This is a genomic window from Orlajensenia flava (assembly GCF_004801905.1).
Taxonomy (GTDB): Bacteria; Actinomycetota; Actinomycetes; order Actinomycetales; family Microbacteriaceae; genus Orlajensenia; species Orlajensenia flava.
Genome location: NZ_SSSN01000013.1, coordinates 12,736 through 25,706, shown reverse-complemented (window position 1 = coordinate 25,706; position 12,971 = coordinate 12,736). Strand labels below are relative to the sequence as shown.

General features: G+C 61.7%; 9 protein-coding genes. 6 read left to right on the top strand and 3 right to left on the bottom strand.

Annotated elements, in window-relative coordinates:
• The first annotated feature begins 108 nt into the window (after positions 1-108).
• Positions 109-615, top strand: coding sequence for a hypothetical protein (locus E6C70_RS14425; protein ID WP_136425261.1), 507 nt, complete (start codon positions 109-111; stop codon positions 613-615).
• A gap of 37 nt (positions 616-652) precedes the next feature.
• On the opposite strand, the gene E6C70_RS14420 is transcribed toward E6C70_RS14425, so the two are convergent.
• The 3 genes from E6C70_RS14420 to E6C70_RS14410 form a co-directional block, all read right to left on the bottom strand.
• A complete protein-coding gene (locus tag E6C70_RS14420; RefSeq protein ID WP_136425260.1) occupies positions 653-997 on the bottom strand; it encodes a hypothetical protein in 345 nt (114 codons plus the stop codon).
• 372 nt (positions 998-1,369) lie between these two features.
• Entirely contained in the window at positions 1,370-4,339 is a 2,970-nt protein-coding gene (locus E6C70_RS14415) for a Z1 domain-containing protein (protein ID WP_136425259.1), read from the bottom strand.
• The gene (locus E6C70_RS14410) at positions 4,336-5,313 is read right to left on the bottom strand and encodes a PD-(D/E)XK motif protein (RefSeq protein ID WP_136425258.1); all 978 of its coding nucleotides are present in this window, start codon (positions 5,311-5,313) and stop codon (positions 4,336-4,338) included. The genes E6C70_RS14415 and E6C70_RS14410 overlap by 4 nt, the downstream gene beginning before the upstream one ends.
• Before the next feature lie 111 nt (positions 5,314-5,424).
• Between E6C70_RS14410 and E6C70_RS14405 the strand changes: the two genes are divergently transcribed.
• The 5 genes from E6C70_RS14405 (at position 5,425) to E6C70_RS14385 (ending at position 12,962) form a co-directional block, all read left to right on the top strand.
• Positions 5,425-7,722 carry an ATP-binding protein gene (locus tag E6C70_RS14405; RefSeq protein WP_136425257.1) on the top strand — a complete coding sequence of 766 codons (2,298 nt, stop codon included), beginning with the start codon at positions 5,425-5,427 and terminating at the stop codon, positions 7,720-7,722.
• 10 nt (positions 7,723-7,732) lie between these two features.
• On the top strand, positions 7,733-8,815 hold the full coding sequence (locus E6C70_RS14400; protein WP_136425256.1) for a DNA cytosine methyltransferase: 1,083 nt from the start codon (positions 7,733-7,735) through the stop codon (positions 8,813-8,815).
• Positions 8,816-9,072: 257 nt separating this feature from the next.
• On the top strand, positions 9,073-9,714 hold the full coding sequence (locus E6C70_RS14395) for a hypothetical protein (protein WP_136425255.1): 642 nt from the start codon (positions 9,073-9,075) through the stop codon (positions 9,712-9,714).
• A 507-nt stretch (positions 9,715-10,221) separates the two neighbouring features.
• Positions 10,222-11,745 carry a sugar transferase gene (locus E6C70_RS14390; protein WP_136425254.1) on the top strand — a complete coding sequence of 508 codons (1,524 nt, stop codon included), beginning with the start codon at positions 10,222-10,224 and terminating at the stop codon, positions 11,743-11,745.
• A gap of 2 nt (positions 11,746-11,747) precedes the next feature.
• A complete protein-coding gene (locus tag E6C70_RS14385) occupies positions 11,748-12,962 on the top strand; it encodes a glycosyltransferase family 4 protein (protein ID WP_136425253.1) in 1,215 nt (404 codons plus the stop codon).
• Positions 12,963-12,971 lie beyond the last annotated feature (9 nt).

Genomic DNA, 12,971 nt, shown 5'->3' with positions numbered 1-12,971 from the left:
TTTGCTTACATTGTCAACATTTGTTCATAGGTTGAGCAGACGTTGCCAAGGTGAGCTAGCGAGACCGCTAGCAACGGTCGCTGTAATCTCGGATGAGAGGAGGTCGTCGTGGACGAAGAGCTGCAGCTGTCGTGGGGAACTGTCCCCCCGGTGATCGTCGATCTAGCGCGCCTTCTTTCGAGGCGAGCTTCCGAGAACGCACGGCGGGTCGAGCGCATGACGTGGCCAGACCGGCCAGGCGATGTGCAAGAAGAACTCCGGCTCGCGATCGGCGCCGCTCACAAGACGACGAAGGCCGCCACTGATGTTCGTGCGCTGCTGTCGGCTTACGCGCATAAGTTTCACAACCCGCGTCCGGTTATCTCCGACCTCGCACGTGCACAGGAGACCAGCTCGCAGGGGTTCATACGCCGCTACTCGGAGGGGACCGTGGACGCGGTGGCCTCTCTGCTTTCCCCGAAACCCAATGTCAACCTACTGTTGGCGGCCTTCCCATCAGTTTCGATCATCGACCTTGTCGATCTCGGCGGAGCAGTTGGTGAGGCCGCACGCGAGCTGCTCGACTCCGAGGGGTACGAGGCCAACACTCGCCGAACGCGCGGGACTGTCGAGTAGCCTCAGCCAGCCTCTTCTTCGGTGAAGTACAGAACAGTTAGCTCTGGTCCCACGCGACGAGCATGAGGGAGACGGAGTCAGCGATCTCGTTGGGGATCTCCACTCCGATCCCCGTGAAGGCGTTACGGAACTCCAGGGCGGAGCCGACGGCAATATACGGGTATCCGCCGTCATGAACGAGCAGCGTACGACCCGACTCTGCAAGTTTCACTAGGTCCATAACTCCGGCCCCCATCGTCGCAAAGCATGCAACCACGACGCCGCCCCTCAGCTGCAGTGCGTAATTCGCGCCGGCGCCATACGGCAACTCTCGAACACGTTCAAGGTCCGAACGGCTCGCCGTCGGCAGTAGGAAATTTACTGCAGCGGAAAACCCCAGCATGTCGACCTCCACTCCTAGTGACAGATCTACCCGAACCCGCCGACATCCAGCCCATGCACGTCAACCCGCCGAGACCCCTTGTGCCAGGCCGCATCGCACAACTTCGTCACGGTCTGCACGATGGCGAATCGTCATCTGTGAGAACTTTCCTTACTCGTTCAAGGCCGGCCCTCCGGGCCGGCAACCAGGCGAACGGATCCCACACTGCGGTGCGTCCGGTCCTCGCTTCGCTGCGGTCCGGGCGCTCCTCGGTGTGCTCCGCTCGCCTGGTTCCGAATCCAGAACCAGTGCAACCTTCATGCGTTAGGAGGTTGCAGAACCGAGCATCCCCTCGTTCACAGACCTCGACCCAAGACGGAACCCGACGAGGCGCTAATCCGCCGCGACGACAATGTCGTTCGGCCGAGCGCGATCAAAAACCTGGAGCGCCGGGCGACCCGCGGCCGCAGTTTTCCCGGGCATGACAAAGGTGAAGAGGGGAGCCACCTTTTCCCCGGTCATGGGGATAGAGCCGTCAGGCTCCAAGTTCGCGAACTCGACGAGCAGTGCCGCGCGTCGACCATTCGCGTCCCAGATTTCGGGCTCATCATAGAGAAGCGGCGTGGGACTGGTGCCGTCTGAATTGGGCTCCTGCCCGAGGTTCACCAGTACCGGATCCAAATGACTGTCGCGCGTGATGAACTCTTTGCGCTCTATCCTGTAAGTACGCTTCACGAGGCTTAGTTCATGCCCGCCGATCGTGGCTGGCGTCCCAACGTCGGGAAAGATCACGGCGAAGTCGTCAACAAGGTTCAGTTTCTCGACGGCATTCTCGATGTAGCCGAGGCTGGGGCCGACTTCTCCGTCCCAGTGGAATGACTTGAACGCTTGGAGGACTTCTGTGGCTTGCACGATTGAGACGCGTGCATCGTAGGAGTTTCCGTTATCGCGAGGAAGTTGCATGTGTTTGCTGGCATCCAACCACGTCGCGACCCGCTCGAGGCGCTGCAGATGATCAGGACCTGGAATCGGAGAAAGCCTGCGAAGGTCGGTGAGTTTTCCGGGTGACCCTGCCGCAGTGAGACGCGCGTTGTAGCGCTGGTTCGCGGCGACAGGTGGGAGCCAGTTGAGGCTCCAAAAGACGAACGGTGGCAGATCCTTCGGCGTGATGAGGGGCATACCATCAACAGTCATCTGCGAGTACCGACGGATCTGGTCTCTGAAGTCCTCTTCGTCCTTGACGATCGATGTGAAGGCCTCGTACATGTCGTAAGGTCGATTACCCGAAACTACCTCTCTCGCGATGTAGAGGCGGACGAGATCCTGGTATCCGGGCCGGTAGCCGAACCAACGCCCCATCTGCATCAGCGTGCTCGCTGCCGTTGCGCGGCGACGGAAGTAACTGACGGTGAGGCCCTCGACGGTGAAGCCTCGACTGAGCTTGGTGCCACCAACCATCACTCGCCAGTAAGGGCCGACCTGAAAATTCATAGCTTGATAGTCACTGTCTTTCGATCCGTTGACGATGACGACAGGATCACCCGTCGCCACGATCGCGTCGACCGCGGCGCCGACGTGCGGGATCAGATCATCGAAGGCCTCAGGAAGCTCAACAGAAGAGCCCCAGGTCCGCGAAGTCGTGACATCTCGAAAGTCATCCTCGAATAGCTTCCGAAGTCGCGCGAGACCGGTAGGCATGGAGTACCCGGCTTCGCTCCAAACCGCTCGCACCATTTCCGCAAGTAGCAAATGATCTGCCTGACGTGCCGAGGAATGAACCAGCATCGTATGGTGCCTAAAGTCGCCAGGTACTCCTTTGCTGGCTCGCCACTTCTTGATGGCGCCCGCCAGGACAAAGGCGTCGACCGCGGCCCGCAGTTCCAGCCTCTCCGCGTCGTCGTCGACCGCACGGAGATCGCGCACGAAAGCGCGTTCATTCGAGTTCGCCGGGGTCTTCGCAGCACCTAGGGGGAGGGGCTCAAGATCATGAAACGCCTTCGCGCCAAGGTAACTGGTCGCCGGTTCTAGGTTGATGATGAAGTCTTTCGGGAACACGTCCGTCGCTTCGGCTGGCGATGCGAACACATTGGCGTAGGGCGTCGCCGTATAAGCGAGATACTGCGCCCGCGGCAACTTCTTGAGGAGCTCTCCGATCAGCTTGTTGATCGCCGTCCTCTCCCGAAACCCGCTCGAGTTCGGGTTGTAGGTGTCTCTCGTATTGATCGACGCTTGGTCGGCTTCATCATCGATGATGAGCACCGGTATCTCACCGAGGTTTGCCTGAATGTCTTGCAGATCACGAATGATGGCCTTCAGTGCCGTGGTGTTCTTCAGCATGACCGCGATGCGAGCATCCACACCGAAGAGGTTCTCAGGGTCGTATACCGGTTTGGCAGGGTTGCGAAGCTCGCCTGTGCGAGCGAAGTCGAGGGCGTCTAGGCCGAGTTTTAGGCGCCGGTATCCCTTCTCCATCGTGGTGAGCCGCTTAATTCCTGGAACGTCAGGCTGCCGATTGATATCGATACCGTGGCTCAAGAACTTGCCTGCCTCAAGATCCTTATCGCCTGTTCCGAAGTAGTCGAGGTCCCTTATCGCGTCTGGATCGTCTCGGTCTCGGCCCCCCAGAATGTTCTCTTCACCTACCAGCTCCATGTCGAGACGTCTTTGGGTCTGGCCGCGCAACAGCTCGATAGTTCCGGTGAGCACGATAATCAGCCGGTAGCCCGCGTCGATCGCCTTCGCAACAATGCCCGTGAAGTTCGCAGTCTTGCCACTCTGTACGTAGCCGACGACGAGACCCTTCGTTTGGTACGACTCCGCGCGGGTCGGGTCAGCGAGACGCCCAATGATCGCGGTCGTCGCGACATCGAGGTTCGCTAGAGCCTCGGGCTCCCACGCGGGGGTCTTGCTTTCCAGCACGCCGCGATATGCGTTCCAGTAGAAGTCGTGCGCAGCTTGGCGACTGGCGGTGTACCAGGGATCCCACGGAGCCTGCGCGGCGAGAATGACGTCACGACCTAGCGCGATCGGGAAGGTTGCCGTGAGTGCTGTTCGAGTCTCGTCGTTCAGCTTCAGGACGTCATATATCCGGTTCCGACGCTCAATCGATCGGCTCGCTGTGTCCGCCGCCCATTCTGGGTCCGCCGCCGCATCCCAGACCGTGAGGGCCATGTGCACGGCCATCCTCGGCGCGTAGTTCAAGTCAGGCCTGACTAGCATCTCGACAACTGTCGACTCGTCGACGTCGACGTCCTGCTCGTCGTCGAGCTGATACCCCACGGCACGGAGCAAAGCACGGGGCTTCGTCGCGCGCATAGCCGCGATCGCATTCTGAATCGCTTCGGCAAGCTGCTGTTCGTTCACTTCAAAACCTCACAAAAGTTGTCGAGCGGAGCGGGCATATGCGCCGGCAACAGACCACCGACATCGACTCTGTAGCGGACTTCTGAGACAAGGTGCAAGTTCGGCACCGTCATCTCCAAACGGGGCCGAGTAACGGACGGGAAGTTGTCGTCGATTAAGTAGCCGCGTGGCTTACTCCGGAACTGGAACCTTGTCCGGTAGAGGTCCGCATCACCGTCCCTGTAACCCACGGCGTAGAGGGCAGCCTCGAACTGTGAAGAAGTGTCGTCAAGAATCGCTCGAAGATCAGCCACAACCTGAGGCAGGGTGCGCCCCTCCTGCGCCGCGCCCGCAAGCGTGATCTGGAGCGAAAGCAGGTACAGCGGACGTCCCGGGGACGGCTGCAGCTGTGTGTCGCTAGCGATGAGATGACGGCGACCCTCGCCGCGCGTGGTCTTGACCTCCACCTCGAATCTCTCGAGAGAGAAGTCATGCTCGGATGCGACTGGGCCGAGCCATGACGCGACCGCGGAGTGCTCGCCGATCCCGCTGACAAGATCTTCTAGAAGAGTCAGCTCACCCCAGAGACCTGTCTCTTCGTCGTCGGTAAGTCGGCCACGATTGGCCAACAGGTCCTTCATGACCGCGATCGATTCAGCCACTGCCCTCGTGAAGGTACTGCCCTCTCGAAGGTAGGCCACGATCGACTCAATCAGCTGGTATCCGGCGTAGTGCATACCAGCAACGTCCAAGACGATTCGATATCGACTACCGCCGCCCGGTCTGGCGATCCTGTCGACTTTGACCCGCTCCAACCCGTCGACTTCGGGCATGCCACCTACGGCCGGAACGAAAAGGCGGAGCTGTTCGCTCGTGGGATCGATCTCGAGCAGCGCATCGGCCTTCTCGCTCAACTGAAAAATCGAAACGGCGTCCAGCCTGAAGTACTTATCAAGGGAATCCGGGTTCAGGTGCACTGCTTCGTCGTCAGCCATGAGTGTCTCCTTGCGGGTTCCCACCCAACCTAGGGGATCTGGCCCTGACGCTCCGATGACCGCATGTGAAGCGCAGCTGGCTGTCCGTGACCGCCGATAGGATCACGAGGCATGGGGGACATCACGAGCGACGTTGTCGAAACCGTCGAGCTTGTTCCCGATGAGAGCATCACTGACTCAATCGGTCGGGGCCATACTCTCGCCACGGCGGTAGCGGACATAATCGACAACTCGCTCGATGCGCACGCAGAGCGTATTCTCGTCCGATTCGTGGTCGAAGACGATCGGCTCGTCGCCGTCAGAATTCGCGACGATGGTGACGGCATGACACCGCCCATGTTGCTCGATGCCATGCGACTGGGTCGACAGCAGAATCGCGACGATGCTGCACTCGGGCACTTCGGCATCGGCCTCAAGGCGGCATCGCTCAGTCAGGCGCTTACGCTCACGGTCTACTCCATGAGCCACGCCGTCGCTCCGTGCGCCGTGCGAATCCGTAGGGGCTCATTCACAGGCGAGGTTCTTGATCACGTCGCGGCGGAACGTGGTTTCGAGTGGGACGCGCGAGGACCACAGTCGACGGGAACGGTCGTTGAATGGCGGGATCTCGAAACGATCAGCCACTCACAGATCCCCACCGAACGTCGCGGCTGGCTCGACAGAACGATTACAGCTCTCGCACACGCCCTAGGACTCACCTTCCACAGAATCATCCAGCTGCGCGGCGTTCGCATCACGATTGACACGTGGGACCAACGCACGGAGGCGGCCGGACCTCCGCGGGTCGTAGAGCCGAGAGATCCGTTCCAGTTCAGTTTGACGGGCAAGACCGGTTACCCGACAGCGATAAGCGCGACGACGAGTGATGGGGCACAACTCGACGCAGAGTGCTTCATCCTGCCCCCGAGGTCCGATTCGCCATCCGTATGGCTGCTCGGCCGTACTCCCGTCGATTGGCAGGGCATCTACATCTACCGCAACGACAGACTTCTGCAGGCCGGAGGCTGGCTGGATGTGCGCCCCAACGACAAGCGGCTACGCCTCGCGCGCATTCGAATCGACTTGACCAAGCCTCTCGAGCGGCACCTTCGGCTCCGACATGAGAAGAGCGGGGTCACCCCCACGCCTGAATTCAGTTCCGCTTTGGAAGCCGCGGTCAATTCGTCTGGGCTCACTCTCGACATTTTTCGTTCTCATGCCCAGGACGTGCTCCGCGCTTCTAACGTGCGCACGTCGACGGTCAAGCCAGCCGTCCCCATCGGTCAAGGGCTTCCCGACCGTGTCGTAGAGGCCATTCGCAACGAGCTGGGTGAGCGCGATGATGACCCAATCGAAGTCGAATGGGAGATGCTCTCCGAAGACAGACTCTTCGACATGCAGCTCGAACAGCGACGCATCGTGTTCAATCTCGGCTATCGAGCCGCTCTGGGTAGCAGCGACAACGCACTTGTCCCCACTCTGGTGTACCTACTACTCGAGAACTACTTCACCAAAGACTGGCTAAGGGACAGCACTAAGGCGCAGATCGACGCCTGGCAGAAGATCGCCACCGCAGCAATGCTCGCTCAGCTTGGCGACGACACCTTCGATCCGCTTGCCAACTGGACGCTTCAGCCGAGCAATGATGCTCAACGCGTGCTCCCTGGTCCCCCGCCGTCACCCAGGCCCTCTCCACCCCGGGTTGAACTTCGATGGGCACGCCTCGACCCAAGCGGCGAGGACCCGTCCAGCGACGACGACCGTTGGGCAGACGAGCTGGGGGCCGTAGATGTAGACGTCCACAGCGGCGAGCTAGCAATTGAGGTCGCCGCTGCTGATGGACCTCGGCCCTCGTTGCCGATCAGCGAAGAGGCCGATCTCGAAGTTCGCGGGACCGATGGCTCGGGTAACGAAGAGGAGACCGCACCGCCACTTGCGTCCGAACCGGCAGCCGCTCCACAAATCGCGCCGCGAGTTGAGCCGAGCGCATTCCGGCGCGAGCTGCCGCTGGTTCGCGCGCGTCCGGGTGACCGGGAGATAGTCGCGATCTACCGCACAGGAGCCGACATCGACACGATCGCTAACACTCTTGATGCCGATTCGAGGGATATCGCGCTGCGGCTATGTGCCCTTCTACTCGACCTCGAAGGCGACGACGTCGATGATCCCAACCTCGCCGCCATGCACGGGCAGCCATACACTCCCGCCGACCGAGAGAAGATCATCGAGATGTATCGGGGTGGTACGCCTGCGAGACGGATTGCGGAGCACCTCATGCGAACACCCTTCGCGATCGGATGGCTGCTCCTATCGAGCCCGAAGCGCCCCGTAGTGGTGCCCCGAAATTTGCTTCGGCGAATCGACCGCGCCCTGGACGACACCGCGAGCGCGCCGGCGCGGTTGGAGTCAGCGACTCTCGATGCCGGCTAGCATGACTAAGATGCCCCGACAGTCGCCGATTCGAGTGCTCGACCTCTTCGCCGGAGCGGGGGGGCTTACTGCTGGATTCCAGACTGCGTCGACACGCTTCAAATCGGTTCGGGCGGTCGAGTTCGATTTGGCAGCCGCAGCGTCGTACGAAGCGACGTTTGGCGAAGATATCGTCTACCCAGGCTCGATCCAGAATTGGCTCGCCTCAGAAGACGTACCAGAGGTGGACGTTGTTGTCGGCGGGCCGCCGTGCCAAGGCTTCTCGGCTCTTGGAAAGCAAGACGTGCAGGACAAGCGCAACTTCTTGTGGGAGGAGTACGCCGACACGGTCGTGCGGGCAAAGCCGAAGTACTTTGTCGTCGAGAATGTTCCACAGTTCGCTGCCTCATCGCAGTTCCGAGATTTCGTTGAGTCGACAGGGCGAGGCGGTGAGCTCGCCGACTACGCGTTCCAGTATCGAGTTCTCAACTCTGCTGACTTTGGCGCGCCGCAGGCTCGAAAGCGAACCGTGATCATCGGTCATCAGCGGGACCTTGACTTCCCCGGATTCCCTTCTCCGACCCGCACCACGAAGACGTACTCTACGGTTCGCCAAGCGTTCGCGGGAATTCCCGTAGAACCTCATGGTGTAGAGCTTCCCGAGAGCGACGGCGTCGAGATCGCAGGGAGAGTCTTCGACGGCGCGTATTCTCCGTCTCAACTACACCTCGGTCGGAACTACGGCAAGTTGTCGAAGGACCGTTTCGAGGCCATCCCTGAGGGCGGCAACCGGTTCAATCTGCCGCTCGACTTGCTTGCGCCCTGCTGGGTAAACCACAAGACGGGCTCGGGCGACGTGATGGGGCGGCTGCACTGGGACCGACCCTCAGTAACGATACGGACCGAGTTCTTCAAGCCGGAGAAGGGTCGATATCTGCACCCGGTCGCGCACCGAGCTATTACCCACTACGAGGCAGCCCGACTGCAGGGGTTCCCGGAAACGCACAAGTTCGTTGGCTCCAAAACTGCGATTGCTAAACAGATCGGAAACGCCGTGCCCATCCCTCTCGGTGCAGCGATAGCACGCCAGATTGTTGCGCAGTTCAACGGTTAGCCCGAAGCGCGGAACGTGGCTGTTGGTGGAGAGTACGCCGTGACGACGGCATGCCTCCGGGGAGTGATCCAGTCCTCGAGTAAACTCCCGGTGACTTCGTCACGCGAAGCGCCCGACGGGCCGGGAGTTTACTCGAGGACTGGGAAAGACGAAACCCCGGCGATATGGCTAGGCCAGTGATCGTTCCGGGGTCTTCGTAGAAGAGCTTACGTCATGGAGGCTGAGTGTCAACCACATCCGGCCCATTCGAGACCGACATGTACAGCGAACTCCTGCCTCTCGTCACGGCAGAACGCCTCGGTTCGTATCTGCGCGCGAGCGGTCGCGACGTCTCCGATGCGTTCGCGCTCTACGAGTGGAACATGCGCGCTGCCGCAAGCATCATGGAGCTCACCTCGATGGTCGAGGTGCTTGCGAGGAACGCGCTCGACCGCGAACTTCGAGACTGGGCACATCAACGCCGCGCCGGTGCATCGTGGCTCGATTTCGCACCCCTCGACCCGGAGGGATCGGCAGACATTCAGAAAGCGCGTGACCGAGCCACGAGACGGGGGCGACAAGCGGAAGTCCATGGCCGCGTTATCGCAGAGCTTCCGCTCGGATTCTGGCGCTTCCTGGTTGAGTCTCGATATCTGACGGCGCTCTGGATTCCTGCAACTCACCGCGCATTTCCCGACGGCGATCCCGACCTACGGACACGTCAGAAGGAGGTCGCATTCCGAATGCAGCAACTCAACTTCGTGCGGAACCGTGCAGCTCACCACGAGCCGATCCATTCGAGAGATCTCGGCAGGGATCTACAGTTCGCTTTGGATCTCGCGGCGTGGATCTCGCCGGCGGCAGGGAGCTGGGTCACAGCAACCACATCGTTGCCGTCGATCATCTCTAGCAAACCGTAGCGAGACAACGCGCATCTGGGCCGGTTCTGGGCCGGGAACCCGGCTGAAACCACCCAGAACCAGCCACCACCAACGAGCACGACCTCCGCGGAATCACGCGGCAAACGAGCACTCGTGAGCACTCGTCAACCCCGCGCATACAACTGAAAATCGTGAGGTCACGGGATCGACGCCCGTCGGAGCCACCACTGGAAGCCCCCGCGACGTCGGGGGCTTTCCTGCTCTTCGGACTTACTCGGGGAAAGCCCCCAATTTCGGGCTCCACCCCCGATTTCCCCCGAACTGGGGGCGCAGGCGCGGCCCTCCGCTAGGTAAGGTCGGGGGGTGCATATCTGAATGGACGACGTCCATCCGGTGAACACGATTACCCGACGTAGTACCTGTAAACCCGAAATGCAGGGAACGAATTGTGATGTACTCATCGCGTCTCCGACGCGTGCGCCCGATTCGCCTTACCCGAGGCGAGCCTTCGGCGCGCCTTGAGCAGACTCTCTCCTGGAGAGTCCGTTGAGCGAGCTGAGACCGCGACTGCACAGCGTCGCCGTCCCGAGACCGCACCTCCGCATCGTCGAGCCGACGGTAGACGACGGCGTCGATGCCCCGTCCTCGGGCGTCGCCTGGGCGCGACGTTATCGTGACCGACTCCGCCTGAGCGACACCCTCATCGTCATCGCGGCCTTCGCGATCGCCCACGGTGTACGTCTCGTAGCCGAGATTCTCGCGGGCACCGCTCCCGGCCCGCTGTTCAGCTACCTCGGCGTTCCGGCGCTCGTCGCGGCGCTCTGGCTGGTCTGCCTGTCGGCCTTCCGCACCCGCGACCCTCACGTGATCGGCGTCGGCGCCACCGAGTACCGGCGCATCGCCAACGCCAGCGCTCTGGCCTTCGGCATCTTCGCCATGGGATGCATCGTCTTCAGCGTCGACTTTGCTCGGGGCTACTTCCTCGTCGCCCTCCCCCTCGGCATGGTCGGACTTCTCGTCGGTCGTTGGTCATGGCGCCGGTGGCTGCTCAACCAGCGCCGGTTCGGCCATTACCTCACGCGCGCGCTCGTCGTGGGTGCCCGTGACGACGTGCAATACGTCGTCGACCAGATCACGCGCCGCTCTGGCGCCGCCTATGCCGTCGTCGGCGCGGCCGTCGAGGAGAGCGACCACTCCGACCTCGTGTCGGACGGCAATCGCGTACCCGTCGTCGCCGATATCGAAGGGGCCGCGACATCCGCCGCCCGTCTGCGTGCCGACACCGTCATCGTGGCCGGCCAGCCCTCGGGTGGCGGCGACTTCATCAAGCGCCTCAGCTGGCTGCTCGAGGGCACCGCAACCGACCTGGTGCTCTCCAGCCGGCTGACGGATGTCGCCGGCCCGCGGATCCACTTCCGCCCCGTCGAGGGCCTCCCGCTCATCCACGTCGAGATCCCGACCTTCGAAGGATGGAAGCACACACTCAAGCGCACCTTCGACATCGCCTTCTCCGCCCTTGCTCTCGTCCTGCTGTCGCCGCTTCTGCTGGCCATCGCGATCTGGGTTCGACTCGACAGCCCCGGCCCAGTCGTCTTCCGCCAGGAACGCTGCGGCCGCAACGGTGAGTCGTTCGAGATGTTCAAGTTCCGTTCGATGGTGATGACGGCGGAAGACGACCTCAAGGGCCTGCTCGACGGTAACGAGGGCTCGGGGCTGCTGTTCAAGATGCGCAACGACCCCCGCGTCACGCGCGCCGGACAGTGGCTGCGCAAGTTCTCGCTCGACGAGTTGCTGCAGTTCTGGAACGTCTTCAAAGGCGCCATGAGCATCGTCGGGCCCCGTCCCCCGCTGCGGGCCGAGGTCGAGCGCTACGGCGACGACGTCCACCGTCGCCTCTACATCAAGCCCGGCATCACCGGCCTGTGGCAGATCAGCGGTCGTTCCGACCTGTCGTGGGAGGAGAGCGTCCGCCTCGACCTCTACTACGTCGAGAACTGGTCTCTCACCGGGGACTTCATGATCATCTGGCGCACCCTCAAGACCGTCGTGAGCCCGCAGGGAGCGTACTGAGCATGGCGCACGACCGAGCAAGGTCTGATCGTCCGCGTTATTTGGTTGTCCACTTCAGCACCGAACTATTTGGTTCGGACCGCATGCTGCTCGAGAGCGTGCGAGGTCTCGTCGAGTCTGGAGCTGACGTTGTCGTCATGGTTCCCGGTGATGGCCCCCTGGTGCACCTGCTGCTTGAGGCTGGAGCCTCCGTCACGCACGCACGGACACTGGTCGTCCGAAAAGACCTGCTCTCCATTCGACGCGTCCCCCGGCTTATAGCCGAAACGATCCGTGGCACAGTCAGCAGCTGGAGGGCGATTTCACGGGTTCGGCCCAGCGCGATCTACATCAGCACGGTGACCTTACCTCTGTTTCCCTACCTCGCAAAGGTTCGACGTATACCTAGCGTTCTCCATATCCACGAAGCGGAGCTTGAGGTCAGCCGGACCATTCGCTGGCTCCTTTATCGGCCCAGTCGCCAGGCGACCCGCATCATCGTGAACAGCCAGTTCACGCGTGGCGTGCTGGAGTGCTCCTATCCGAGGACCGCCGCGCAGGCATCGATCGTACGCAACGCCGTCGCTGGACCGGCTGGCAGCGAAGCAGCGCGCGAAAGTATCGACGGGGCCGTACGTCTGCTCTATGTGGGGCGCTTGTCTCCTCGAAAAGCTCCCGATCTATTGCTTGATGCCGCGGCACTCATCCGCGCGAGCGGTCAGCCCGTTCACGTGGATATCGTCGGCTCGCCCTTCGCCGGTTATGAGTGGTACGAGCAAGACCTTCGCTCGCGGGCCGAAGCCGCCGACTTGGCCGGCGCGGTCGATTTCCACGGATTCCAACCAGACGTGTGGAGCTTCATGCGCGATGCCGACATCGTGGTTGTACCTTCACGGGACAGTGAGTCATTCGGTAACGTCCTCATCGAGGGCGCACTCGCCTCGCGCACCGTAATCGCCAGCCGTATGGGCGCGTTACCCGAGACCGCCAATGGACTACCCTCCGCGCACCTGTTCGACGCGAACAGTGTTGAATCGCTGAGCGATGCCATCCGGACGGTTCTGAGCGAATGGTCGACGGAGCGGATGCACGCGATTGGAAGCAGCGTTCTCGCACGTCGGAGCTTCGACCCGGACGTCTACCGAGGCGCAATCGCCGACCAGATGCTCGCGACGTTAGGACAGCGCGCAGTGACTTCATGGGGGCCGCTGACCGCAAGCCCTTCAGCTTCGCATTAGACGGCGTGA

Bases quoted from the DNA above. Each gene is read 5' to 3' on its own strand.
- E6C70_RS14420 (WP_136425260.1), bottom strand. From the start codon at position 997: ATGCTGGGGTTTTCCGCTGCAGTAAATTTCCTACTGCCGACGGCGAGC.
- E6C70_RS14410 (WP_136425258.1), bottom strand. From the start codon at position 5,313: ATGGCTGACGACGAAGCAGTGCACCTGAACCCGGATTCCCTTGATAAG.
- E6C70_RS14405 (WP_136425257.1), top strand. From the start codon at position 5,425: ATGGGGGACATCACGAGCGACGTTGTCGAAACCGTCGAGCTTGTTCCC.
- E6C70_RS14400 (WP_136425256.1), top strand. From the start codon at position 7,733: ATGCCCCGACAGTCGCCGATTCGAGTGCTCGACCTCTTCGCCGGAGCG.
- E6C70_RS14395 (WP_136425255.1), top strand. From the start codon at position 9,073: ATGTACAGCGAACTCCTGCCTCTCGTCACGGCAGAACGCCTCGGTTCG.
- E6C70_RS14385 (WP_136425253.1), top strand. From the start codon at position 11,748: ATGGCGCACGACCGAGCAAGGTCTGATCGTCCGCGTTATTTGGTTGTC.